Below are 24,266 nucleotides of genomic sequence, written 5' to 3'. Positions count from 1 at the left end.
CGAGCCGGGGTGCTCGCCCACGGCGTAGCGCGTCCCGTTGGCCCATCGGATTCCGCGACGAACCATCGAGGATCCTGATAGAAACCAGGGTTAGCGTCCCAACCGTTCAGCAACCCGACCAGCGCTCACTCCCCCGAAGAGGCCCCCAATGACCACGGCGACTCCCGCCGCACCGACGAAGGGCACCCCGTTCCGCGGACGCATCCGCGGGCGCGTGCTCATCCTCCTGTGCTTCATGTACGCGATCTCGTACGTCGACCGCACCAACATCTCCACCGCCCTGCCGCACATCACCGCGGAGTTCGGCTTCAACGAGGCCACGGCCGGCCTGATCATCTCCGCGTTCTCGCTGCCGTACGCGCTGCTGCAGGTGTTCGGCGGAACGATCAGCGAGAAGTTCGGTCCCCGCAAGTCGCTCTTCGTGATCACCGTGATCTGGGGCGTCGCGACGCTCCTCACCGGGTTCGCGGTCGGGTTCTGGACGCTCTTCGCCGCCCGCGCGCTCCTCGGCCTCAGCGAAGCGGCGGCGTTCCCGACCGCGACCCAGGCGATGAGCCGGTGGATCCCGCGCGACCGGAACGGCTTCGCGCAGGGCGTCGTGCACTCGGCCGCCCGCCTCGGCAACGCGCTCGCACCGCTCGTCGTCGCCTACTTCATCGCGATCAGCGGCTGGCGCCTCGCGTTCTTCGCGACCGCCGTGCTGTCCTTCGCGTGGGCCGTGGTCTGGTGGTTCTTCTTCCGCGACAAGCCCGAGTCCGCGAAGGGCATCAAGCCGATCGAGCTCTCCGAGCTGCCTCCCGTCGAGACCCGCGCCACGCGTCCGCCGGTCCCGTGGGGCCAGATGGCGAAGCAGATCCTCCCGGTCACGTTCGTCGACTTCGGGTACGGCTGGACGCTCTGGGTGTTCCTCACCTGGCTGCCGACGTTCCTCAGCTCCACGTACAACCTGGAGATCGGGTCGTTCGCACTCTTCACGACGCTGATCCTGCTCGCCGGTGTCGTCGGGGACACGGTCGGCGGCATGCTCAGCGACCGCATCATCCACCGCGGCGGCAACACCCGGAACGCCCGGCGAACGATCCTGGTGATCGGCCTCGGCGGCTCCCTGATCTGCCTCATCCCGCTCGTGATCGGGCAGGGGCTCGTCGTCGCCACGATCTCGCTCGCGCTGTCGTTCTTCTTCCTCGAGCTCTGCAACGCGAACCTCTGGGCGATCCCGATGGACGTCGCACCGCAGTGGTCCGGCACCGCCTCGGGCTTCATGAACACCGGCTTCGGCATCGCCGGCGTCGTCTCCCCCATCGTGTTCGGTCTGCTCATCGACGCCTCGGGCTGGCAGCTGCCGTTCGCGCTCTCCTGCGCGCTGCTGTTCGCGGCCGCGGTCGTCGCCTGGTTCATGAAGCCGCAGCGCCTCACCATGACCGACGGCGTGCTCGAGATCGGCACCCCGAAGGCGGAGCAGCAGCCCACCGCCTGACCCCCGCCACCCCGAGAGCCCGCCCGGTCCCCGACCGCGCGGGCTCTCGTGCGTCCGGTGCGCGGGCGGGCGCTCGGGCAGGTGCGCGGGCGCGGGCGCGACGAAAGCGACACCGCACGTGCGTTCGCGCCGCGCTTCCCACCGTCGCCTGTCGCTCGATGTGCATGCATCGGGGCAGGCGACATCGGGTACACGAATGCGCGGCGCAGATCGACGCACGGTGTCGCATGGCACGCCGACACCGGCCCGCCGCAGGGACGGCGCGTCGACCATCGACCGGCCGACCCGCACCACGCGCAGCGCGCCGCGACCACCCACCCGACGGGAGGCTCGGGTCGGTCGCGCGCACCCGCGCGCGACGCTCTACCCGACGGGAGGCTCGGGTCTGTCGCGCGCACCCGTACGCGACCACCCACCCGACGGGAGGCCCGGGTCTGTCGCGCGCACCCGTGCGCGACCACCCACGCGACCGGAGGCTCGGGTCGGGCCCGCACCGAGCCTCCAGGCCGGCACGTGGCCAGTCCACCGCCGGGCGCACGCCGCGACGTCGACGCACCACCCGACGGGTCCGCGAAGCCGCCGAAGCAGACGGCGCGGCCGCAGCCGCAGCCGCCGCACACTTCGCGGCGCGCGCCGCACGCATCTTCCGGGACGACAACGATGGACGACCGGTCAGCGGCACGCTGAGCGGGGTCCAGCGGAACACCTCGGTGATCGCGACCGCGAGCACGACCACGAGCAGGTAGGTGACGAGCGTCAGCCAGGGCTTCGGGACGAGCGCCTCGAGCGGGCTCGACCCGTACAGCAGCAGCCAGATGACCAGCGGGTGGCTCAGGAAGATGCCGAACGACCGGTCCGAGGCGTAGTCGACGACCTTCGCCAGCCGGCTCCCCGGGACGCGACGGTCTGCCCACCAGGCGCCGATCGCCAGGAAGCCGACGAAGACCACGGTGCTCCACACGGCCTCGATCGGCTGCAGCGGCGTGCCGGCAGCGTACGGCGACTGCCCGGCGAGCAGCTGCACGACGAACACCGCGAGGGTGAGCAGCGCTCCCCCGAGGAAGGCCCACATGATCCCGCGACGGTACGTGCGGATGAACCCGAGGAACCGTTCGGCGTGGTCCGCCGCGATCGCACCGGACACGATGAAGAACACGTACGAGAAGAAGAACTGCTTCTGGTACCCGTTCAGCCACGCGTCACTCGCGGGGAAGTACTTGTAGCCGGCGAAGACCACGAGCTGGAAGACGAGCGAGACGACCAGCACCCACACGTGGTGCCCGCGGGTCTTCCGGACCAGCCACATGATCGCGGGGAGCAACAGGTAGACCTGCATCGTCACGAGCAGGAAGTACAGGTGGTACTTCGCGGTCCCCGTCACGACCCCGGTCGCGAAGGTCGTCACGAGTGCGGGCACGTCGCCACGCTGCCCGGGGTCGAGCAGCCACGCGGACGCCACGTAGACGAACGACCACGCCAGGTACGGCACCCCGACGAGCAGGAAGCGCTTCGGCCAGAACACCGACATCGGCTTCGGGCGGATCGAGTAGCTGTAGACGAGCACGAACGCGGTGAGCGTGAAGAACACCAGCCGCGTGAAGTGCAGCAGCGAGAGGAGCCCGGCGAGCCCGATGTCGTCGGACGCCATCGTGTGGCTCGTGGTGTGCACGCCGAGCACGCACGCGAACGTCAGGATCCGGAGGACGTCGACCTCGTACAGGTGCCGCGGTTTGCCCGAAGCGGTCCTGGTGGGGGTCTGCACACCGACGGGCTGCGCCGGCGCGTCGACCGCGCCGTCGGGCTTCGCCGGGGCGACCACCGTGCCGTCGGGCTTCGCCGGGGCGTCCACCGTGCCGTCCGAGCCCGGGCGCGTTCGCTGGTCCGTTCCGCTCACGACGCCGCCATCCCGCGGACGCGCGCCCGCTGGATCTTGCCCGTCGGTGCGCGCGGCAGGTCCGGCACGACGACGATCTCGACCGGGCGGCGGAACCGCGTGAGCGAGCGTTCGGCGCGTGCGGTGAGGTCGGCGACCAGTGCCTCGGCGTCGACGGGTTCGTCGGGCTGCGGGATCACGTACGCGATCGGCACGCTCCCGAGGACGTCGTCCGGGCGGCCGACCACGACGGCTTCGAGCACGCGGGCGTCGCCGAGGAGCACGTCCTCGACCTCCGACGGGTAGACCTTCTCGCCGCCGCGGTTGATCACGTCGTCGGAGCGGCCGGCGAGGGCCACCCAGCCGTCCTCGGACACCGAGCCGACGTCACCCGTCGAGAGCCAGCCGTCGGCGTCGAAGCGTTCGGACGCCCGACCGAACAGGTACGAGTGCACGATGCCGGGCCCGCGCACCCAGAGCGCACCGACCTGTCCCGCGGGCAGCACGGCGCCGTCCTCACCGCGGACCTGGACCTCGGAGCCGACCGGCACACCGACGGTGCCGGCACGCGCGGGAGCGTCGAGCGGCGTCGCCGTGATCTGGCTGGCACCCTCGGTCATGCCCCAGCTGACGATGAGCGGGACGTCCCCGAGCGCGGCGCGGACCGGGTCCGGCAGCGGCGCGGAGGCGCTCCGGACGAACCGCAGTCCGGCCGGGAAGTCGAGCGGGCCGGTCTTCGCGAGCACCGCGAGGATCGCCGGCACCGCGTTCAGCCAGGTGATCCGGCGCTCGGCGAGGAGCTCCCAGAAGCCGGTCCGGCGGAAGCGGCGGTCGAGCACGAGCGTGGCGCCGGCGACCAGCGTCGCCAGCAGGCCGACCACCTCGGCGTTGACGTGGAACAGCGGCAGCGAGTTGAACCCGCGGTCGTCCCGCGCCAGCCGGTTGTGCCGGGCGACGGCGTGCGCCACGAACAGCAGCTGCGACTCGGGCAGCTCGACGCCCTTCGGCGTCCCGGTCGAACCGGACGTGAACAGGACGACGGAGCCCTCCCCCGGCGCGTCCGGGCTCTCGCCGGGCAGGTCGCCGTCACGGACGTCGGACGGGAGGCCCGTGGCCGGGTCGACGCGGGCGGCCGGCGCCCCGGGGATGGTCGCGTCCACGGCACGGTCCGACACCACCATCGACGCGCCGCCGAGCAGGTCGGCGAGGCGTGCCGGCTCGGTGGTCGGCTGTCCGGTGTCGACGGGGACCGCGCGACGGCCGGAGGCCACGGCGGCGAGGTGCACGACGGCGAAGGACAGCGGGTCCCCCACGTCCACGAGCACCGCACCGGAGTCACCGACCCCGATCACGTCGAAGGTGGCGGCCCACGCGTCGACGGCGGCACCGAGCGCGCCGTAGCTGAGGATCCGGTCGGACCGGGCGTCCTCCAGGTACACGCGGTTCGCGTCGGTGGCTGCGCGCTCCCGGATCAGCGCGCGCAGGCTGGGTTCAGGTGATCGACCTTCTTGCTGCACCAGCCAATGCTAGATCCGCTTCCTATGACTCGCCGGAGGATGCGCCATGAGGCGCGAAGCGGTGCAGCAGCCACTGCCAGAGCCCCTCCATCCGGGGCTGCCCGGAGGCGTCGAGCGGCGTGGTGTCCTTGATCGTGCGCGAGTGCGACTCCGCGGGCGTGCCGACGCGGATGTCGGTGAGGATCGCGTGCGGATCCGACCCCTCCGGCGGTGCCGCGGTGTCGGTGCGCCACGGCCCCGCGGCGCCGCCCGGGGTCGCCGGGGTGTCGAGCCCGAGCGCGCGCCACGACCCGCGGATGCGCGGACCGAAGACGTCCCGGACGTCGTCGATGGCGTACATCCGCGCCGGCGGGGTGCGACCGGGTCGGTCCATCCACGCCGCGTGCACCGGACCGAGGGACTCCACCGGGGAGGAGAACATCAGTGCGCCGAGCACCGGACGGATGTGCGAGATGTACGCCGCCTCGCCGCCGCCCTGCGAGTGCCCGGCGACGACGATGTCCTTCCAGGAGATGGTGTCGACGGCGTCCTGGCCCTTGCCCGGGTTCTCCTTCGCCGGTGTCACGAACCGACCCCAACCCCCGTCGGGGTCCACGTCGTCGAGGTGCGCGATCGCGTCCCGGAAGCGCGACACGATCGAGCCGGCCGGGGACACGGCGCTGAAGTCGGACGGGCGGGAGCCGTCGAACCGGTTCCGCTGGACCGCGCCGTAGCAGTGCGGGTCGGCCTCGCAGGTGCCGGAGAGCGTCCTGCCGAGGTTCCAGTAGTCGAGCCCGAGCACGTGGTACCCGTCCCCGAGCGCCGTCGTCAGGAACCGCTGGTACTCGGCCGGGCGAGCGCGGGTCGCGGGCAGGAAGAGCAGCAGCGGGCCGTCGCTGGCGGTCCTGGCGGCGAAGTCGTCACGGTTCGGGGAGAGCCGTTCGCCGTCGATCGCACCGAGCCGGAACCGGTGGAACTCGTCCTGCGGGCCGTTCGCGTCCCCGCGTGCCTTGGTGTTCCGGCCACCGTTCGCGTGCACCGCTTCGCGGCCGTGCTGCTCCACACGCTGCTCCGCCATCACGTTCGCGGCGACCAGGGTGCCGCCACCGATCGCCACCAGGAGCACGGCGGCGAGGATCAGCAGGACACGGTGCCGCATGACCGCGTCAGCCACGCACCCGGCGCCACACGGCGTCGGCGGAGGCGATGGTGTCCTCGAGCGTCCCGGTGGCGTCGACGACGTGGTCGGCGAGTGCGAGGCGTTCCGCGTCCGAGGCCTGCGCACCGACGCGACGCTCGGCCTCTTCGCGGGACATGCCGCGGTGCTCGACGAGGCGCTCGACCCGGACGGCGGCGGGCGCGTCCACCACGACGACCGCGTCGAAGTGCAGCGGGCGCGACCCCCGCGCTTCCGCGAGGAGCGGCACGTCGTAGACGACGACCGCGTCGGGGTCGGCTGCCGCGGCCGCGTCGAAGGCCTGCTGCGCGAGGCGCCACACCTCGGGGTGGGTGATCCCCTCGAGGTCCTTCCGCGCGGCGGGGTCCGTGAAGACGATCGCGCCGAGCGCCGGCCGGTCGAGCGAGCCGTCCGCCGCGATGACGCCGGGGCCGAACCGCTCGGCGACCCGGGCCAGACCCTGGCTGCCGGGGGCGACGGCGTCGCGGGCGAGCCGGTCGGCGTCGACGATCACCGCCCCGTGGTCGGCCCAGCGTCCGGAGACGGTCGACTTGCCCGCGGCGATGCCGCCCGTGAGTCCGATGATGCGCACGGCGACCAGCGTAGGCGGCTGCTTCTCGGGAATCGCTGTCTCCTGGGACGCCGGAAGCCCGGCACCCTGTGAGGGTGCCGGGCTTCCGGTTCACGCAGCTGCGATCAGTTGGTCGAGCTGAGCTTCTCGCGGAGCGCCGCGAGCGAGGCGTCGTCGGCCAGGGTGCCCTGACCGGCCTGCTCGCTCGTGAACGACGAGGAAGCGCTGGCCGGGAGGTCGAAGCCACCCTGCGCCTCTTCGGTGAGGGACTTGGCGACCTGGGCCTTGTGGGCCTCCCAGCGACCCTGGGCGGCGGCGTACTGACGCTCCCACTCTTCGCGCTGGGTGTCGTAGCCCTCGAGCCACTCGTTGGTCTCCGGGTCGAAGCCCTCGGGGTACTTGTAGTCACCCTTGTCGTCGTACTCGGTCGGCATGCCGTAGAGAGCCGGGTCGAACTCGGCGCTCTCCGGGTCCACGCCCTCGTTCGCCTGCTTGAGGCTGAGCGAGATGCGGCGACGGTCGAGGTCGATGTCGATGATCTTCACGAAGACCTCGTCGCCGACGGAGACGACCTGCTCGGCGAGCTCGACGTGCTTGTTCGAGAGCTCCGAGATGTGGACGAGACCCTCGATGCCGTCCGCGACGCGGACGAAGGCACCGAACGGCACGAGCTTCGTGACCTTGCCCGGTGCGATCTGGCCGATCGCGTGGGTGCGGGCGAAGACCTGCCACGGGTCTTCCTGCGTGGCCTTGAGGGAGAGCGACACGCGCTCGCGGTCCAGGTCCACCTCGAGGATCTCGACGGTGACTTCCTGACCGACCTCGACGACCTCGCTGGCGTGCTCGATGTGCTTCCAGCTGAGCTCGGAGACGTGGACGAGACCGTCGACGCCGCCGAGGTCGACGAACGCACCGAAGTTGACGATCGACGAGACGACGCCCTTGCGGACCTGGCCCTTGTGCAGGTTGTTGAGGAACGTGGTCCGGGACTCGGACTGCGTCTGCTCGAGGAGCGCACGGCGCGATAGGACCACGTTGTTGCGGTTCTTGTCGAGCTCGAGGATCTTCGCCTCGATCTCCTGGCCGAGGTACGGCGTGAGGTCACGCACGCGGCGGAGCTCGATGAGCGAGGCCGGGAGGAAGCCGCGGAGACCGATGTCCACGATGAGGCCACCCTTGACGACCTCGATGACGGTGCCGGTGACGACCCCGTCGGACTCCTTGATCTTCTCGACGTCGCCCCACGCACGCTCGTACTGCGCGCGCTTCTTCGACAGGATGAGGCGGCCTTCCTTGTCCTCCTTCTGGAGAACCAGGGCCTCGACCTCGTCGCCGACGTTGACGACCTCGTTGGGGTCCACGTCGTGCTTGATCGAGAGCTCGCGCGAGGGGATGACGCCCTCGGTCTTGTAACCGACGTCGAGGAGGACCTCGTCGCGGTCGATCTTCACGACGGTGCCGGAGATGAGATCGCCGTCGTTGAAGAACTTCAGGGTCTTCTCGACCTCGGCCAGGAAGTCATCAGCCGAACCGATGTCGTTGATGGCGACCTGCTTAGGAGCCTTGGTCGTAGTGGTTGTCATGTAGAGATTGCTCCGAACGGACATGAGTCGGGCCAGGACGACGCGGGAGACATGTCCCCGCATGGTGCCGCCGTGGCGGTTGGTTGTGGGCGCGCGGATTGCGCCGCACAAGTCTAACCGGTGCGCGCGACCCCTCACAAGCGGGGTGCCGCGCGTGTCGCCGGGCGTCTAGTCGAGCAGCGCCGAACGCAGCGTGTCGAGCCCGATGCTGCCGAGGGCGAGCGCCCGGTGGTGGAAGGACTTCAGGTCGAACGCCGAACCCTCACGCGCGGCCACCTCGTCACGGATGGCCTCCCAGACGCGCTGGCCGACCTTGTACGACGGTGCCTGTCCCGGCCACCCGAAGTACCGGGCCACCTCGAAGCGCACGAAGGCGTCGTCCATGTTCACGTTCTGGCGCATGAAGTCGAGCGCGTACTCCCACGTCCACCCGCCGCCGTCGGGGTTCGTCTTCTGCAGGTGCACCCCGATGTCGAGCACGACCCGGGCCGCACGCATGCGCTGCCCGTCGAGCATGCCGAGCCGGTCCCCCTCGTCGTCGAGGAACCCGAGCTGCTCCATAAGGCGCTCCGCGTAGAGCGCCCAGCCCTCGACGTGGCCGGACGACCCGGACAGCTGCCGGCGCCAGGTGTTGAGCTCGCCGCGGTTGTAGACGCCCTGGCTGATCTGCAGGTGGTGGCCGGGGACGCCCTCGTGGTAGACGGTCGTCTTCTCGCGCCAGGTCTGGAACTCGGTGACGCCCTGCGGCACGGACCACCACATGCGGCCGGGGCGGGAGAAGTCGTCGGAGGGGCCGGAGTAGTAGATCCCGCCCTCCTGCGTCGGGGCGATCCGGCACTCGAGCCGCTTGATCGGGTCCGCGATGTCGAAGTAGACGCCGTCCATCGCACGGATCGAGGCGTCGCTCGTCTCCTGCATCCACCGCTGCAGCGCGTCGGTGCCGTGCAGCATGCGGGACGGGTCGGCGTCGAGCACCTCGACCGCGCGCGCCACGGACGCGCCCGGGTCGATGCGGTCCGCGATGCGCTCCTGCTCGTCGCGCATGCGCGCGAGCTCCTCGAGCCCCCACTCGTAGGTCTCGTCGAGGTCGACGACCGCGCCGAGGAAGCGGCGGGAGTGCAGCTCGTAGGCGTCCCGTCCGACCGCGTCGACCGGCGTCGCGAGCGGCATCAGCTCGTGTTCGAGGAAGCGTCCGAACGAACGGTAGGCGGCCGCTGCGACCTCGCCGTGCCGGGTCAGCTCCGCGCGGAGTGCGTCCGGCACGGGCGACCCGTCGTCCAGGGTGGCCTCCGCGGCGAGCTGCTGGAAGAACCCGTCCGCCGCACCGCTCCGGGCGGCCTGCTCCGCGACGAGCTCCACCTGTCGCTTCGCCGGGGTGACGTCCTCGCGCGTGCCCTCGAGCAGCGTCTCCCGGAACCCCTCGAGTGCACCGGGCAGCGCACGCACGCGGCTGGCGATGTCGGCCCAGTCCGACTCGGTCGCGGTCGGCATGAGGTCGATGATCTCGCGGAGCGACTGGGCCGGGCTCGCGATGACGTTGAGGTCACGGAGGTGGAGCTTCCGGTCGTACGACTCGACGACGAGGTCGAGCTCGGCGCCGAGGTCGGTCTTCGTCACGCGGTCGACGTCGTCCACCGGCTCGGCCGCGGCCAGGGACCGCGCGGCCGACCTCGCCGCGTCCGCCATCGCCGCGGCGCCGGCCGGCGAGGTGTCGCCGTACTCCCCCGTGCGCCCGGGGACGCCGATGTACGTGGCGATCGTCGGGTCGAGGTCGACGAGCGTGGACACCCATCCCTCGGCGACGCGGTCGACGGCGGACGGCTGGCGGACGGGGCGCTCTTCGGTCATGCTCCGACCCTACCGACAGGCGTCGACGCGGCGCGCGGGCACCCACCGACCGCCGTCGGTGCCGCGCGCTACGCTCGACCCGCCGGACCAACCGGCCAGTCGAGGGGATGTTGCATGTCGGAACACACTGGTGCGTGGGCACCGGGATCACCGTGCTGGTCGGACCTCGGCGTCGGCGACGTGCCTGCGGCGCGAGACTTCTACGCCGGCGTCTTCGGCTGGCGGTTCGAGGACGGTCCGCCCGAGTCCGGCGGGTACGTGATGGCGCTCCTCGACGACCGTCCCGTCGCGGGCGTCGGCCCGCTCATGGGCGAGGGACAGCCCGTCTCGTGGACCGCGTACCTCGCGACCGACGACGCCGACACCACCGCGACGGCCGTCACGAGCGCCGGCGGGACCGTGGTCACGCCACCCTTCGACGTGATGGACGTCGGCCGGATGGCGATCGCGGCCGATCCCACCGGTGCCGTGTTCGGACTGTGGCAGGGCCGGGCACACGACGGGTACGGCCTCGTGAACCAGGCGGGCGCACCCTGCTGGAACGAGGTCCACACCCGCGACGCCGAGGCCGCCAAGACCTTCTACGCCACGCTGTTCAGGTACACCTACGACGTGTTCGGCGACCCCGCCGAACCGTACGCGGCCGCCAAGCTGCACCCGGAGGACCCCGCGCCCGTCGCCGGGGTGTTCACGCCGCCCGGCGGACTGCCCGACGGCGTCCCCGGGTACTGGCTCACCTGGTTCGGCTCGACCGACACGGACGCGACGGTCGCAACGGTCACCGCGCACGGCGGCTCCGTGCTGATGGGGCCGTTCGACAGCCCGTTCGGTCGCTCCGCCGTCGTGGCCGGAGCCCAGGGCGAGGTCTTCGCCGTCGTCGCCGTCTGACCGACGGCTGCCGCGCCGCGACCGGAGCCACGGCGGCGGCACCGCAACCAAATGACCGACGGGAGGCCCGGTGCCAGCCGGCACCGGGCCTCCCGTCCGTCACGACGCGGCCGCCGTGCCCCGGGTCACGACCCGGGCGCAGCGCCCCCTGGTCACGACGCGGGCGCAGTGCCCCGTGAGCCGCGCGTCAGTGCGCCGCTGCCTCCCAGTTGGCGCCGGTCCCGACCTGGACGTCGAGCGGGACCGTCAGGTCCGCCGCGCCGCCCATCCGGGTACGGAGGATCTCCTCGACGCGGTCCTGCTCGCCGGGCGCGACTTCGAGGATGAGCTCGTCGTGCACCTGCAGCAGCAGGCGGGTCTCGAGCTCGCCGTCGCGCAGGTCGGCCGCGACGCCGAGCATCGCGATCTTCATGATGTCCGCCGCCGAGCCCTGGATCGGGGCGTTCAGCGCCGCACGCTCGGCGTTCTCGCGGAGCACCCGGTTCGGGCTCTTGAGGTCCGGGAAGGGACGGCGACGGCCGAAGATCGTCTCGGTGTAGCCGTCTTCCCGCGCCTGCTCGACGACGTTCCGGAGGTAGTCGCGGACGGCACCGAACCGGGCGAAGTACTCGGTCATCAGCGTCCGCGCTTCACTCTGCTCGATGCGGAGCTGCTTCGAGAGCCCGAACGCGCTGAGGCCGTACGCGAGCCCGTAGGACATCGCCTTGACCTTGGTGCGCATCTCCGCGGAGACGTCCGACGGCTCGACCCCGAAGACCCGGGCACCGACGAACCGGTGCAGGTCTTCGCCCTCGTTGAAGGCCTGGATCAGCCCGGGGTCGCCGGAGAGGTGCGCCATGATCCGCATCTCGATCTGCGAGTAGTCCGCGGTGAGGAGCGTCGTGTACGGCTCGGCGACGGCGAACGCCGACCGGATCCGACGGCCGACCGCGGTCTTCACCGGGATGTTCTGCAGGTTCGGGTCCGTCGAGGACACCCGGCCGGTGCTGGTGCCGGTCTGCTCGTACCGGGTGTGGATGCGGCCGTCGACGACCGCGGCGTCGAGGGTGTCGACGATCTGGCGGAGCTTCGTCGCGTCGCGGTGCTGCAGCAGGAGCCCGAGGAACGGGTGCGGGTGCTGTTCCTGCAGGTCCGTGAGGCTGGCCGCGTCGGTGGAGAAGCCCGTCTTCGTCTTGCGGGTCTTCGGCATCGCGAGCTCGGTGAACAGCACTTCCTGCAGCTGCTTCGGTGACCCGAGGTTGACCTCGTGCCCGATCTCCGCGAAGGCCTGCTGGGCGAGTTCGGCGGCGCGCTCCCCCAGTTCCTTCGACAGGCCGGTGAGCACCGGGCGGTCGATGCCGACGCCCGTGGTCTCCATCTGCGCGAGCACCGAGACGAGCGGGAGCTCGATGTCGTCGAGGACCTGCAGCGAGCCGGGGTCGATCCGGGCGCGGAGCGCGGTGGTGACCCGGAGGACGTACCAGGCGTGCACGCCGACGTTCACCGGGTCGGTCTCGGGGACGAGCTGGTTCGGGTCGGCGGTGGGGAGTTCCTCGCCGAGTTCCTGGTAGACGAGGTCGGTGAGGGGCTGCCCCTGCTTGCCGGGGTTCGCGAGCCAGCCCATGATCCGGGCGTCGCCGGCGACCCCGTTGACGGTGATGCCCACGGTGCCGAGCGCCTTGATGGCGGCCTTGGCGTCGTGGAAGTGCTTCGGAGCGTCCGAGGCGAACCAGGCACTGAGCTGCTCGTAGTCCTTCGCGCCGCTGCCGCCCGGCACCAGCACGGCGTCGTCGTGGGTGGCGATGCCGATGGCGCTGAGGCGGCCGTCGATCACCTCGACCGCGACGCCGTACCCGTTCTCCGCGGCGGCGGCGTTCTTGCGCTCCAGCCAGTAGCCGAGCTCTTCGTCGATGAGGGTCTTGACGGGCGGCGGGGTGACGCCGGCATCCTCGATGCCGCCCTCGACCGCGGTGGCGTCGCTCGGCTCCCCGTTGCCCGCGACCTTGAACACACGGTCGAGCAGCGTCCGGAACTGCAGCTTCGCGAAGAGCTCGCGCACGGCGGCTTCGTCGAGGGGCCGCAGGGCGACGTCACCGGGGCCGACCGGCAGCTCGACGTCGGTGACGAGGCGGTTCAGCTTGCGGTTGCGGATCGCACGGTCCTTCTGCTCGCGCAGGTTGTTGCCGACCACGCCCTTGATCTCGTCCGCGTGCTCGAGCACGCCGTCGAGCGAGCCGTACTGGGTGATCCACTTGACGGCGGTCTTCTCGCCGACCTTGTCGATGCCGATCAGGTTGTCGCTGGTCTCACCGACGAGCGCGGCGATGTCCGGGTACTGGTGCGGTTCGATGCCGTACCGCTCGTAGACCTTGTCGCGGTCGTAGCGGGTGAGCTCGGAGACGCCGCGGACCGACGGGTAGAGCAGCGTGACGTCGTCGTTGACGAGCTGGATCGAGTCGCGGTCGCCGGACACCACGTAGACCTGGTACCCCTGCGCGGAGCCCTGCGAGGAGAGCGTCGCGAGGATGTCGTCCGCCTCGTAGTCCTCCTTCGTGACGGTCGTGATGCCCATCGCCTCCAGCGCCTGCTGCAGGAGCGGGATCTGCCCCTTGAACTCCGCCGGGGTCTCCGAGCGCGTGCCCTTGTAGTCCTCGTACTCCCGCGTGCGGAAGGAGAACCGGGAGATGTCGAACGCGACCGCCAGGTGGGTCGGCTTCTCCCGCTGCAGGAGCATCAGCAGCATCGAGATGAAGCCGTGGATGGCGTTGGTGTGCTGCCCGTCGCGGTTGACGAAGCTGTCCACCGGCAGGGCGTAGAAGGCCCGGAAGGCGAGCGAATGGCCGTCGATGACCATGAGGGTAGGCTTTGCGGAGTCCGACACCTGGACAGCCTACCGACGGCCCCCGACAGGGCCGACCAGCGCGAAGGGCACCTCGACGTGACCGACGAACAGACACTCACCGGGTCCGCCGAGGGCATCGCGAAGTACGCCGAACGGGGCATGGGCGAACTCGCCGACAAGATGGGCATGGTCATCACGGAGCTCTCCGCGGAGCGCGCCGTCGGCACCATCCCGGTCGAGGGCAACCGCCAGCCCGTCGGGCTCCTGCACGGTGGCGCGTTCGTCGTCCTGGCGGAGAGCCTCGGCTCGATGGCGGCCACCGTCCACGCTGGCGAAGGGCGCTACGCCGTCGGCATCGAGCTGAACGCGTCCCACACGCGGAGCGCCACCTCCGGCGTCGTCACGGGTGTCTGCACCGCGATCCACCTCGGCAACACGCTCACCACGCACGAGATCGTGCTCACCGACGACCAGGGGCGACGCTGCTCCACCGTCCGCATCACCAACCTCATCCGCGACGTGCGCTGACGCCCCCGCGGGGCCGCGCGCCCGTGCAACACCAGGGAGTCCTCATGGACTGGAAGATCGAACTCATCATGGTCCCCGTCAGCGACGTCGACCGCTCCCGCGACTTCTACGCATCGCTCGGCTTCACGATCGACCACGACCAGCGTGTCTCCGACGAGGTCCGCTTCGTCCAGGCCACCCCGCCCGGATCCGCGTGCTCGATCGCGTTCGGCCAGGGCATCATGTCGCCCGACGTCGTGCCCGGGTCGCTGAAGTCCATCCAGGTCGTGGTGCCCGATGCCGACGAGGCACTGGCACACCTGCAGTCGCTCGACGTGAACGCCGTCGGGGTCGACGAGATGGCCTGGGGCCGCTTCGTCTTCTTCATCGATCCCGACGGCAACGCCTGGACCCTGCAGCAGCTGCCCGTCCGGAGCTGACAGCAGCCGAGGCGCCAGCGGGCGTTCAGTCCTCCGGTGGGCGCTGCAGCAGCAGCCGGGCGTCGCCGAAGCCGAGCCGCCGGTAGAGCCGCTCGCCGTCCACACTCGAGTGCACCGAGACGCGTTCGGCGCCGAGCTCGTCCGCGATCTCGAGCAGCCGGTGGACCAGCCGTCCGGCGACACCCTGCCCACGCACGTCCGGGTGCACGTAGACGGTCTGCACGTCCGCCGTGATCCGTCCCCCCGGGCGATTCGGCGCGGGCGGTCGTGCGGTGAGCCCGAGCCACGCCATGCCGAGCACGGCGCCGTCGCGTTCGGCGACGACGCACCGGTGCGTCTCCGGGTGTTCCAGCGCGAAGGCCGTCATCGCGTCCCGGTACGCCGCGGGCGACTGTCCGGGGGTGCGCCCGTCCTCGTCGATGCTCCACCGCCACCGCAGGTCGGCCACCGCGGGCATGTCGGCCGGACTGGAGGCTCGGATCACCACGTCGTTCACGGCTCCACCTTCGCAGATGGTCGGCTCGAGGGCACGTCGGTCACGGGCGTGCGTTCGGGTCCGCTCGGCCTACCGCCCTGCGTACCTCGCGTTGATGCGGGCGATCTGGACGAATCGGTCGAGCGCTGCGCCGAGGTCATCGTGCCACGAGCCGTTCGACCACGGGCCGCCCTTCTCGTCGGTCGCCCAGACGTGCCACCGGCCGTCGTGCTCCTCGAGTGCAGCGGCGTCGGAGGTGCCCCGTTCGCCGGGCCACAGCACGCGGAGGTGCTCGTCCGCGACGACCCGTCGGGCCTCGTCGAGGTCGCTGAACGGCAGCGCCTTCCGCCACTGCTCGATGACGATCCCGATGCGCTTGCCCGCGGTGCCGTCCCAGTCGAGCTCGAACCCGCGGTCGGTCAGGACGTCGGCGACCTGCTGCCCGGCCGAGAGCTGGGACCGTTCGTTGATCGTGGCTTCGCCACGGCTGGAGCGCATCGCCGTCGCGACGAGGTCCGGGTCGATGTCGGGCGCCGGGCGGAACGACCCGAAGGCCAGGCGCAGCACGTGGCGGTCCAGGCAGAGCCCCTCGGCGTCCTGGGTGTGGAAGTACGCGTACGCCCACTCCCGGAACCCGCCGGGTGCGTCCTCGTCCGGCGTGCGCAGGTCACGCGCCTCGAGGAAGCCGTCGCCCTGGTCGACGCCGAGGTCCATCCCCGTCACGAACCCGAGGCGCTCGAGTCGTCGGAACGCGAGCTCGAGCTCGTCGTGCTGGCTGCTGCCCCACGTCCACGACGCTTCTTCGCGGCGCCGCGCGTCCCAGATCGGACGCGCCCGCGCGACGACGATCGCCCGGAACTCGGCCTCGTCGGGAACGTCGTCGGCGTACCACTCGACGACCGCCTCGACGACGTCGTCGAACCGGAGGAAGCCCGGGAGCACGCGCTCCGTGACGGCCTCCGCGACCATCTGGTCGTCGGGCTCGACCTCGTCCAGGATGTCGTACCCGGTCTGGTCGACGCCGTCGTCGACGCCCTTCGGTCGCCGCCACCTGTCGAAGAACCCCACAGCTCGGATCCTACGGTGCGCCATCGCGTCGTGCGGGCACGGTGGCCGCGCTGACACGGGTGGTCTCAGGAGCGCCGTCGCGGGTGACCGTGACCGCGATCGAGGGGTCCGCCGTGGCGAGTTCCCACGTGCGGAGGGGCTGGTACGGCTCCCGCCCGACCCCGGTGTACGGGACCGGACCGTTGTCGTCCTGCAGCAGTCGCGACGCGAGGAGCTCGACGGGGAGGTCCGGATACCCGGCGGCTGCGGCGGCGGCGGCGATCCGGACGGCTGCGCGACGGCCCGTCGCGCTCCGAGCACGACGACGCCCCCGGTACAGGGCGGCGTCCAGGACGTGTGCGAGCGCGATGAACGGCACGACCCACAGGGCTGCGAGCAGGAACGAGGTGCCGACGCTCCGGTGCAGCCAGGCGTTCTGGTACACGCCGATGGCGATGAACGCGAGCACGCCGGACGCGTAGGCGAGCGCGTACACCGAGGTGGACGCACCGCGTCCTGCAGGGGTCCGGACCGCGGCGACGTCACTCGTGTCGACCACGATGGCGGGCAGGTCGTCCCTGGTCACCGGCACGAGCGCTGCCCGGTCCGGCGGACTACTTCTTCGCGCTGAGCTGCTCGATGATCGCCTTGGCGACGTCGTGCATGGTGAGGCGGCGGTCCATCGAGGCCTTCTGGATCCAGCGGAACGCCTCGGGCTCGGTGAGGCCCATCTTCTCGTTGAGCAGGCCCTTGGCGCGGTCGACGAGCTTGCGGGTCTCGAAGCGCTCGACGAGGTCGGCGACCTCGGCTTCGAGGGTGATGATCTGCTGGTACCGGGAGAGTGCGATCTCGATCGCGGGCAGCAGGTCGTTCGGGGTGAAGGGCTTCACGACGTACGCGAGCGCTCCGGCCTCCGTCGCACGCTCGACGAGTTCCTTCTGGCTGAACGCCGTGAGGAGGACCACCGGGGCGATGTGGTTCTTCGAGAGCTTCTCGGCCGCGGAGATGCCGTCGAGCTGGGGCATCTTGACGTCCATGATGACGAGGTCGGGACGGAGGTCGGTCGCGAGCTGCACGGCGGTCTCGCCGTCACCCGCTTCGCCGACGACGTCGAAGCCGTTGTCACGGAGGATCTCGACGATGTCGAGACGGATGAGCGACTCGTCCTCGGCGACGACGACGCGACGGGGTGCGGTTGCAGTTGCTTCTGAGTCACTCACGACCGAAAGCCTACTAGACGTCGGAAGTGCTGCTTCGCATGAAAGGCGTTGTACGAGTGGCGGGACACGGGTGTCCGGGACTGCCCCGCACGCCGTGAGCCGCGTTGTACGAGTGGCGGGACTTGAACCCGCACGCCGTGAGGCAGAGCATTTTGAGTGCCCCGTGTCTGCCGATTCCACCACACTCGCGAGGTGGCCAGACTACCAGCCGGTCACACCCCTTCGAGCGCCTCGACGGCCGCCACCAACCCGGCCCGTCGCGGCGATCGCGGCGGCAGCGTCCGGAGCAACGCCCGCAGCACGCGGGTGTCCGCTGCCCCGTCCGGTGTCCGCGCCCAGGCGAGCAGCGCCTCCGCGGACCCGTCGGTCACCACGGCTTCCCGGAAGCGTCCGCGGACCAGGTCGCGGAGCGCGTCCACCCCCGGGGCGTCGGATCCCGGCAGGACGGGTCCGGGGTACCGGCTGACGGCCTGGAGGCGCGACCCGCGATCGAGCGCCGCCAGCACGGTGTCGACGTCGGTGCGCACACCGCCCACCCGGTACGGGCGCGAGGCCATCGTCACGCACGGGGCCGTCGCGGCGAGGACCCGGCGGAGCCGGACCACCTCTGCCCGGAGCGTCACGGTCGCGCCGGGGTCGCCGTAGACGGCGGCGGCGAGGTCGGCGGCGGGGAGCCCGCCGGGGGCGGTCGCGAGGACCGCGAGGATCTCGGAGTGCCGGGCGGAGAGCCCGACCGCGCGGCCGTCGACGCGGAGGGTGGCGGTGTCGGCCCCGAGCAGCACGAGTTCGGCGTCCGCGGTGGTCGCCGGGGCCCGTGGTGCGGGTGGGTTCGGCGCCCGGAGGACCGCCAGGGCGAGCTCGGCCTCCGCGGCGGCGACGGTCGCGGTGAGGAGCGGCAGGGTGTGGCGTTCGACGGCCCGCTCGTCGCCGGTGACGTCGAGGACCCCGACCACCCGGCCGCTGGGGTCGTGCACGGGCACCGCGGTGCAGGACCACGGCTTGACGGCGGTGGCGTAGTGCTCGTCGCGGCGGATCTGCACGGGCCGGTCGAGCCGGAGTGCGGTGCCGGGGGCGCTCGTCCCGACGTGCTCCTCGGCCCAGTCGGCGCCGGGGACGAACCCCATGTCCTCGGCGGCCCGGCGCGCGGAACGGGCACCGTCGACGAAGACGAGCCGGCCCGCGGCGTCGCCGACCGCCACGACGCAGCCCGCCGAGCGGGAGTCGTCGAGCAGCAGCCGCCGCACGATCGGCAGCAGGGTGGCGAGGGGCCCGTCGCGCCGGGCGGCGTCGAGTTCGTCGGTGCCGAGCGTCAGTCGTGGCGCTCCGTCGGGGTCCACCCGCGCGGAGCGTCGCCACGACTCGGCGACGAGCGGCCGGACGGATCCGGGTCGGGGTGCGCGCATGCGTCCTCCGTCCCGGGTCCGCCCGCCGCGTCGTCGCGCCGGGTGCGGTCAGCCTACGTCCGGCCGGCCGCCGGGACCAGACCGAGCTCCTCCAGTTCCGCGTCGGTGAACATCCGCGAGCGGGTGAGGAAGCGCTTGCCCTCCGGGACCTCGAGCGAGAAGCCACCGCCCCGACCGTCGACGACGTCGATCGTCAGGTGCGTGTACTTCCAGTACTTGAACTGGGACCGGGACATGTACACCTCGACGCGGTCGATCCCCTCGACCTCCAGCGCGCCGAGGAGCACGTCCCCGGACCCGGTCATGAACATCCCGACCGGGTAGCACATCGGGCTGGAGCCGTCGCAGCAGCCGCCCGACTGGTGGAACATCAGCGGCCCGTGCCGGGCGGCGAGGGAGCGCAGGAGCTCCCCCGCCGCCGCCGTCACCGCGACGCGCTCGGTGTGCGGCATCAGAAGAACCCCATCGGACCCTCGGCGTAGGACACGAGCAGGTTCTTCGTCTGCTGGTAGTGGTCGAGCATCATCTTGTGGTTCTCGCGTCCGACGCCGGACTGCTTGTACCCGCCGAACGCCGCACCGGCCGGGTACTGGTGGTAGGTGTTCTCCCACACGCGACCCGCCTGGATGTCCCGGCCGGCCCGGTAGAGCGTGGTGGCCTCGCGGCTCCAGACCCCGGCGCCGAGGCCGTAGAGCGTGTCGTTGGCGATCGCGATGGCGTCGTCGTACCCGCTGAAGGACGTCAGCGCGAGCACCGGGCCGAAGATCTCCTCCTGGAAGATCCGCATCGCGTTGTCGCCCTCGAACACCGTCGGCGTGACGTAGTACCCGCCGGAGAGCTCCCCACCGAGGTCGGCCCGTTCGCCGCCGGTGAGCAGCTTCGCGCCCTCCTGCTTGCCGATGTCGATGTAGCTGAGGATCTTCTCGAGCTGGTCGTTCGACGCCTGCGCGCCGATCATGGTCGAGATGTCGAGCGGGTGGCCCTGCTTCACGGCACGGACCCGTTCGAGACCGTCCGCGACGAAGCCGTCGTAGATCTCCTTCGCGACGAGCGCCCGGGACGGGCACGTGCAGACCTCGCCCTGGTTGAGGTTGAAGAACGCGAAGCCCTCGAGCGCCTTGTCGTAGAAGGGGTCCTTCTCCTGGGCCACGTCGGCGAAGAACACGTTCGGGCTCTTGCCGCCGAGCTCCAGGGTCACGGGGATGAGGTTCTGCGACGCGTACTGCATGATCAGGCGGCCGGTGGTGGTCTCACCGGTGAAGGCGACCTTCCGGACGTCGGGGTGCTGTGCGAGCGGTGCCCCGACCTCGAACCCGAACCCGTTCACGACGTTGAGCACGCCGGCGGGGATGAGGTCCTGGATGAGCTCGATGAGCACGTGGATCGATGCCGGGGTCTGCTCCGCCGGCTTCAGCACGACGCAGTTGCCCGCGGCGAGGGCCGGTGCGAGCTTCCACACCGCCATCAGGATCGGGAAGTTCCACGGGATGATCTGTGCCACCACCCCGAGCGGTTCGTGGAAGTGGTACGCCACGGTGTCGTGGTCGATCTCCCCCGTCGAACCCTCCTGCGCCCGGATGGCCCCGGCGAAGTAGCGGAAGTGGTCGATCGCGAGCGGGATGTCCGCGCCGAGGGTCTCCCGGATCGGCTTGCCGTTCTCCCACGTCTCGGCGACGGCGAGGAGCTCCAGGTTCTGCTCCATCCGGTCCGCGATGCGGTTCAGGATGTTCGCGCGCTCCGTGACGCTGGTCTTCCCCCACGCCGGGAACGCCTTCCACGCCGCCTGTACCGCGCGGTCGACGTCGGACGAGTCGCCCCGTGCGACCTCGGTGAAGGTCTTGCCGGTGACGGGCGTCGGGTTCTCGAAGTACTGCCCACCCGCCGGCGGGACGTACTCCCCGCCGATGAAGTGGTCGTAGCGCGACCGGAACGAGACGAGCGCGCCCTCCTCGCCGGGTGCGGCGTAGGTGGTGGGCGATGGTGCGATGGTCATGGTGGTGCCTCTCGACGACGCTGTCGTGGCGCACGGTCCGCGCGCCTGCGCCCGACGGTACGAGCGTGGGGGTTGCATCCGGTTGCACGGACGCGGGACGCTCCGCCGGGTAGCGTTCGAGGCGACCAGCAGTCCAGATCAGGGAGGAGTGCTCGTGGATTCCCGTGCCGTCCGCACGTTCCGGGTGTTCGTCGTCGTCACCGCAGTCGTCGCGATCGCGCTCGGCATCGTCGCCATCGTCTGGCCCCGCCCCTCGCTCGTCGTGGTCGCGCTCCTCTTCGGGGTGTACCTCGTCGTCGCCGGGGTGCTCCGCGTGTTCGCCGCGGTCCGCGGGCACGGGACGCCCCCGGTCTGGCGCTGGACCTCCGGCGTCGTCGGGGCACTCGTCGCGATCGCCGGCCTCGTGACGCTCCTCGACCCGGTCGTCCCGCTCGTCGTCTACGCGGTGCTCGCCGGCGTCGGGTTCCTGATCGAGGGCATCGCGGCCATCGTCGGCGGCTTCGTCGGCCACCCCGGATCGTCCCGCGTCCCGTCGTTCGTGAGCGGCGTGCTCTCGATCCTCGGCGGTGTCGCGGTCCTCGTCGCCCCGGGTCTGGCGCTGACGGTGTTCATGGTGTTCGCCGGGATCGCGCTCATCGTCGTCGGTGCCGGAGCGCTGCTCCTGCTCCCCCCGCGCGCAGCCGTCCGCCGCTGAGCGCAACGCGACGCGACGGGACGCGGCGCCACTCCGCGGAGCCGGCCGTCCCCTACGCGGAGCCGGTCCCGAAGAGCAGCCCGAGCAGGTAGGTGACCACCGCGGCGCCGAACCCGATCGCGAGCTGCCGGAGCGCCCGGCGGAGTGGCGACGCGCCGCTCAGCACGCCGACGACGGCGCCGGTGCCGAGCAGGGCGATCCCGACGAGCACGGCGGCGACACCGATCGCGGCCCAGCCGTCGAGGCCGAACAGGTACGGCAGCACCGGGATGATCGCGCCGGACGCGAAGAAGCAGAAGCTCGAGATCGCCGCGCTCATCCCGTTCCCGACCGCCTCGTGGTCGTCGACGACCCGCGTCGGGCGGGTGTCCGGACCGCTCCCGAGCCCGGCGAGCACCTCGGTCGCGTGCGCCTCCGCCTCGGCCTCGGGCATGCCCCGCGCGCGGTAGACCAGTGCGAGCTCGTTGGCGTCGACGTCCAGGTCCGCCACGGCGTCCCCGGCGTCCGGGTGCGGTGCCGACGCCTCGAGGAGCTCCCGCTGCGACCGCACCGAGACGTACTCCCCCGCGCCCATCGAGAGCGCTCCGGCGAGGAGACCGGCGATGCCGCTCAGCAGCACGAAGTGCCGGTCCGCACCGGACGCGCTGATGCCGATGATGAGCGCGAGGTTCGACACCAGGCCGTCGTTCGCCCCGAAGACCGCGGCACGGAACGTCCCCGAGAGCCGCATCCGACCCCGGTTCGCCAGTCCGCGGACGACCTCACCGTGGATCCGTTCGTCGGCCGCCATGGTCGCGGTCGCGTCGGCGTCGTCGGCGTACGGGGACCGGTCCTCCGCCCGCTGCATCAGCGCGAGCACGAACACCGACCCGAAGCGCTTCGCCAGGGACGCGAGCACGCGCGTGCGGAGGCTCCCCCGGAGCGGCCGGCCGACGTCGGCACCGAGCAGGTCGGTCCAGTGCTGCTCGTGGCGGCCCTCCGCCTCGGCCAGCGCGCTCAGGATCTCGCGTTCCTCACCGGAACGTCGGGCGGCGAGGTTCCGGTACACCGCCGCTTCGGCGCGCTCGTCCGCCAGGTAGCGACGCCACCGGCGCACGTCCGCAGGACGCCTGGCACCCACACCGGTCTGGAGGCTCGGTTCGGTCATCGCGGTCGTCTCCTGTCGACGGGACGGGGGCGGGAGCACGCGACGGGGCGCGGACCGGAGGCCGTCTGCAGAACCTGCACCGGGCCTCCCGTCCGCGCCCCGTCAGCGCGCTGGGACTGTCTGGACTAGTCCCGAACGTACGCCGGCGCCGCCTCGGCGTGCGCGTCACCGACGCGGTGCACGCGGAGGTCGTTCGTCGACCCCTCGAGTCCGGGGGGCGACCCGGCCGTCACGATGACGCGGTCGCCGGGCGAGGCGAGGCCGTTGTGGATGAGGACGTCGTCCACCTGACCGAAGAGCTCGTCGGTGTGCTTCATGCGCGGGACCAGGAACGAACGGACGCCCCAGGTCAGCGCCATGCGACGACGGGTGGCCTCGTTCGGCGTGAACGCGATGATCGGCAGGCCGTGGCGGAGGCGCGACATGCGGCGCGCGGAGTCGCCGGACTCGGTGAACACGCAGAGGTACGACGCCTCGGTGAACTCGGCGATCTCGACCGCGGCGAGCGTGATCGCGCCACCGAGCGTGCGCGGCTTCGTGCCGAGCGGCGCGATGCGCTCGAGGCCGTGGTCCTCGGTGGACTCGACGATGCGGGCCATCGTGCGGACGGTCTGCACCGGGTACTCGCCGACACTGGTCTCACCGGAGAGCATGACCGCGTCCGCACCGTCGAGGACCGCGTTCGCGACGTCGGACGTCTCGGCGCGGGTCGGGATCGGCGACGAGATCATCGACTCGAGCATCTGCGTTGCCACGATGACCGGCTTCGCCATGCGACGGGCCAGCTCGACGGCGCGCTTCTGCACGATCGGGACGGCTTCGAGCGGGAGCTCCACGCCGAGGTCACCACGGGCGACCATGATCGAGTCGAAGGCGTCGATGATCTCCTCGAGCGCATCGACGGCCTGCGGCTTCTCGATCTTCGCGATGACGGGGAGGCGCTTGCCCTCCTCGTCCATGATCTCGTGGGCGCGGACGACGTCCGAGGCGTTGCGGACGAACGAGAGCGCGATGAGGTCGGCGCCCTGGCGGATGCCCCAGCGGAGGTCGGCCTCGTCCTTCTCGCTCAGCGCGGGGACGTTCACGGCGACACCGGGCAGGTTGATGCCCTTGTTGTTCGAGACGGTGCCGCCGACGACGACCTCCGTGCGGACGCGCACGCCGTCGGTGTCGAGCACGCGGAGGCGGACCCGGCCGTCGTCGATGAGCAGCGGGTCGCCGGGCTTGACGTCCTGCGGGAGGCCCTTGAACGTGGTCCCGCAGATCTCCTTCGAGCCGGGGACGTCCTCCGTCGTGATGGTGAACACGTCGCCGACCGCGAGGTCGTGCGGGCCGTCGGCGAACTTCGCGAGGCGGATCTTCGGACCCTGCAGGTCGACGAGGATCGCGACGGGCTTGCCGAGGTCCGCGGCGGCACGGCGGACGTTCTCGTAGTTGGCCTCGTGGACGCTGTAGTCACCGTGGCTGAGGTTGAGTCGAGCGACGTCGACGCCTGCCTCGATGATCTCCTTGACGGTCTCGTAGTCCGAGGTGGCCGGTCCGAGGGTCGAAACGATCTTTGCGCGTCTCAATGGATTCCTTCGTGTGGTGGTTGTGGGGCTTGCGG

At 71.3% G+C, this 24,266-nt stretch carries 21 protein-coding genes and 1 tRNA gene; 5 read left to right on the top strand and 17 right to left on the bottom strand.

What is annotated here, in order from left to right:
* The first annotated feature begins 148 nt into the window (after positions 1 to 148).
* On the top strand, positions 149 to 1,477 hold the full coding sequence (locus EDF24_RS16775; protein WP_123653524.1) for an MFS transporter: 1,329 nt from the start codon (positions 149 to 151) through the stop codon (positions 1,475 to 1,477).
* On the opposite strand, the gene EDF24_RS16770 is transcribed toward EDF24_RS16775, so the two are convergent.
* The 6 genes from EDF24_RS16770 to EDF24_RS16745 all read right to left on the bottom strand — a co-directional run bounded on the left by EDF24_RS16770 (position 1,413) and on the right by EDF24_RS16745 (position 10,025).
* On the bottom strand, positions 1,413 to 3,371 hold the full coding sequence (locus EDF24_RS16770) for an acyltransferase (protein ID WP_123704343.1): 1,959 nt from the start codon (positions 3,369 to 3,371) through the stop codon (positions 1,413 to 1,415). The two genes, EDF24_RS16775 and EDF24_RS16770, sit on opposite strands and share 65 nt — an antisense overlap.
* Positions 3,368 to 4,867, bottom strand: a complete 1,500-nt coding sequence (locus EDF24_RS16765; protein WP_123704341.1) for a class I adenylate-forming enzyme family protein — start codon at positions 4,865 to 4,867, stop codon at positions 3,368 to 3,370. Before EDF24_RS16765 ends, EDF24_RS16770 begins: the two co-directional genes overlap by 4 nt.
* Positions 4,868 to 4,889: 22 nt before the next feature.
* Positions 4,890 to 6,020: a BPSS1187 family protein gene (locus tag EDF24_RS16760; RefSeq protein WP_123653527.1), complete on the bottom strand. Its 1,131-nt coding sequence runs from the start codon at positions 6,018 to 6,020 to the stop codon at positions 4,890 to 4,892.
* On the bottom strand, positions 6,013 to 6,615 hold the full coding sequence (gene coaE / locus EDF24_RS16755; protein ID WP_123704339.1) for a dephospho-CoA kinase: 603 nt from the start codon (positions 6,613 to 6,615) through the stop codon (positions 6,013 to 6,015). The genes EDF24_RS16760 and coaE overlap by 8 nt, the downstream gene beginning before the upstream one ends.
* Positions 6,616 to 6,719: 104 nt before the next feature.
* Complete coding sequence (gene rpsA / locus EDF24_RS16750; RefSeq protein WP_123653529.1) at positions 6,720 to 8,177, bottom strand: 30S ribosomal protein S1; 1,458 nt, start codon at positions 8,175 to 8,177, stop codon at positions 6,720 to 6,722.
* A 168-nt stretch (positions 8,178 to 8,345) separates the two neighbouring features.
* Positions 8,346 to 10,025: a DUF885 domain-containing protein gene (locus tag EDF24_RS16745; RefSeq protein ID WP_123704337.1), complete on the bottom strand. Its 1,680-nt coding sequence runs from the start codon at positions 10,023 to 10,025 to the stop codon at positions 8,346 to 8,348.
* A gap of 114 nt (positions 10,026 to 10,139) precedes the next feature.
* Here EDF24_RS16745 and EDF24_RS16740 point away from each other — a divergent pair, with 114 nt between their 5' ends.
* Positions 10,140 to 10,913, top strand: a complete 774-nt coding sequence (locus EDF24_RS16740) for a VOC family protein (protein ID WP_123704335.1) — start codon at positions 10,140 to 10,142, stop codon at positions 10,911 to 10,913.
* A 187-nt stretch (positions 10,914 to 11,100) separates the two neighbouring features.
* Here the strand turns inward: EDF24_RS16740 and polA are convergent, their stop codons facing one another.
* On the bottom strand, positions 11,101 to 13,746 hold the full coding sequence (polA, locus tag EDF24_RS16735) for a DNA polymerase I (protein WP_260233483.1): 2,646 nt from the start codon (positions 13,744 to 13,746) through the stop codon (positions 11,101 to 11,103).
* 147 nt (positions 13,747 to 13,893) lie between these two features.
* On the opposite strand from polA, the gene EDF24_RS16730 reads away from it, so the two are divergent.
* Both EDF24_RS16730 and EDF24_RS16725 read left to right on the top strand, forming a co-directional pair.
* Positions 13,894 to 14,262, top strand: a complete 369-nt coding sequence (locus EDF24_RS16730) for a hotdog fold thioesterase (RefSeq protein ID WP_123653858.1) — start codon at positions 13,894 to 13,896, stop codon at positions 14,260 to 14,262.
* Between the two features lie 44 nt (positions 14,263 to 14,306).
* The gene (locus tag EDF24_RS16725; protein WP_123704331.1) at positions 14,307 to 14,681 is read left to right on the top strand and encodes a VOC family protein; all 375 of its coding nucleotides are present in this window, start codon (positions 14,307 to 14,309) and stop codon (positions 14,679 to 14,681) included.
* Positions 14,682 to 14,706: 25 nt separating this feature from the next.
* Here EDF24_RS16725 and EDF24_RS16720 read toward each other — a convergent pair whose 3' ends face one another.
* From EDF24_RS16720 to EDF24_RS16685, 8 genes are all read right to left on the bottom strand, one after another.
* Positions 14,707 to 15,177, bottom strand: a complete 471-nt coding sequence (locus EDF24_RS16720) for a GNAT family N-acetyltransferase (protein ID WP_260233482.1) — start codon at positions 15,175 to 15,177, stop codon at positions 14,707 to 14,709.
* 69 nt (positions 15,178 to 15,246) lie between these two features.
* Positions 15,247 to 16,224, bottom strand: a complete 978-nt coding sequence (locus EDF24_RS16715) for a DUF6891 domain-containing protein (RefSeq protein WP_123704329.1) — start codon at positions 16,222 to 16,224, stop codon at positions 15,247 to 15,249.
* A 10-nt stretch (positions 16,225 to 16,234) separates the two neighbouring features.
* Positions 16,235 to 16,789, bottom strand: coding sequence for a hypothetical protein (locus EDF24_RS16710; RefSeq protein ID WP_148070915.1), 555 nt, complete (start codon positions 16,787 to 16,789; stop codon positions 16,235 to 16,237).
* 28 nt (positions 16,790 to 16,817) lie between these two features.
* Complete coding sequence (locus EDF24_RS16705; protein ID WP_123653536.1) at positions 16,818 to 17,423, bottom strand: ANTAR domain-containing response regulator; 606 nt, start codon at positions 17,421 to 17,423, stop codon at positions 16,818 to 16,820.
* A 107-nt stretch (positions 17,424 to 17,530) separates the two neighbouring features.
* A tRNA-Leu gene (locus tag EDF24_RS16700) sits at positions 17,531 to 17,612 on the bottom strand.
* Positions 17,613 to 17,635: 23 nt separating this feature from the next.
* Positions 17,636 to 18,826, bottom strand: coding sequence for a GAF domain-containing protein (locus EDF24_RS16695; protein WP_123704325.1), 1,191 nt, complete (start codon positions 18,824 to 18,826; stop codon positions 17,636 to 17,638).
* Positions 18,827 to 18,879: 53 nt separating this feature from the next.
* Positions 18,880 to 19,278 (bottom strand): DUF779 domain-containing protein, encoded by a 399-nt coding sequence (locus EDF24_RS16690; RefSeq protein WP_123704324.1) that lies wholly within the window; start codon positions 19,276 to 19,278, stop codon positions 18,880 to 18,882.
* Complete coding sequence (locus EDF24_RS16685) at positions 19,278 to 20,819, bottom strand: aldehyde dehydrogenase family protein (RefSeq protein ID WP_123704322.1); 1,542 nt, start codon at positions 20,817 to 20,819, stop codon at positions 19,278 to 19,280. The genes EDF24_RS16690 and EDF24_RS16685 overlap by 1 nt, the downstream gene beginning before the upstream one ends.
* Positions 20,820 to 20,973: 154 nt before the next feature.
* Here EDF24_RS16685 and EDF24_RS16680 point away from each other — a divergent pair, with 154 nt between their 5' ends.
* Entirely contained in the window at positions 20,974 to 21,513 is a 540-nt protein-coding gene (locus EDF24_RS16680) for an HdeD family acid-resistance protein (RefSeq protein WP_165931510.1), read from the top strand.
* Positions 21,514 to 21,565: 52 nt separating this feature from the next.
* Here EDF24_RS16680 and EDF24_RS16675 read toward each other — a convergent pair whose 3' ends face one another.
* Together EDF24_RS16675 and pyk are read right to left on the bottom strand one after the other, a co-directional pair.
* Complete coding sequence (locus tag EDF24_RS16675) at positions 21,566 to 22,660, bottom strand: VIT1/CCC1 transporter family protein (protein ID WP_123704318.1); 1,095 nt, start codon at positions 22,658 to 22,660, stop codon at positions 21,566 to 21,568.
* A gap of 125 nt (positions 22,661 to 22,785) precedes the next feature.
* Positions 22,786 to 24,231 (bottom strand): pyruvate kinase, encoded by a 1,446-nt coding sequence (pyk, locus tag EDF24_RS16670; protein WP_123653542.1) that lies wholly within the window; start codon positions 24,229 to 24,231, stop codon positions 22,786 to 22,788.
* Between the last annotated feature and the right edge of the window lie 35 nt (positions 24,232 to 24,266).

The organism is Curtobacterium sp. PhB130 (genome assembly GCF_003755165.1).
GTDB lineage: Bacteria > Actinomycetota > Actinomycetes > Actinomycetales > Microbacteriaceae > Curtobacterium.
This window is presented reverse-complemented; position numbering and strand designations above follow the sequence as displayed.

Coding starts and splice junctions, on each gene's coding strand:
- EDF24_RS16775 (WP_123653524.1), top strand. CDS start 149: ATGACCACGGCGACTCCCGCCGCACCGACGAAGGGCACCCCGTTCCGC.
- rpsA (WP_123653529.1), bottom strand. CDS start 8,177: ATGACAACCACTACGACCAAGGCTCCTAAGCAGGTCGCCATCAACGAC.
- EDF24_RS16745 (WP_123704337.1), bottom strand. CDS start 10,025: ATGACCGAAGAGCGCCCCGTCCGCCAGCCGTCCGCCGTCGACCGCGTC.
- EDF24_RS16740 (WP_123704335.1), top strand. CDS start 10,140: ATGTCGGAACACACTGGTGCGTGGGCACCGGGATCACCGTGCTGGTCG.
- polA (WP_260233483.1), bottom strand. CDS start 13,746: ATGGTCATCGACGGCCATTCGCTCGCCTTCCGGGCCTTCTACGCCCTG.
- EDF24_RS16730 (WP_123653858.1), top strand. CDS start 13,894: ATGGGCGAACTCGCCGACAAGATGGGCATGGTCATCACGGAGCTCTCC.
- EDF24_RS16725 (WP_123704331.1), top strand. CDS start 14,307: ATGGACTGGAAGATCGAACTCATCATGGTCCCCGTCAGCGACGTCGAC.
- EDF24_RS16695 (WP_123704325.1), bottom strand. CDS start 18,826: ATGCGCGCACCCCGACCCGGATCCGTCCGGCCGCTCGTCGCCGAGTCG.
- EDF24_RS16690 (WP_123704324.1), bottom strand. CDS start 19,278: ATGCCGCACACCGAGCGCGTCGCGGTGACGGCGGCGGCGGGGGAGCTC.
- EDF24_RS16685 (WP_123704322.1), bottom strand. CDS start 20,819: ATGACCATCGCACCATCGCCCACCACCTACGCCGCACCCGGCGAGGAG.
- EDF24_RS16675 (WP_123704318.1), bottom strand. CDS start 22,660: ATGACCGAACCGAGCCTCCAGACCGGTGTGGGTGCCAGGCGTCCTGCG.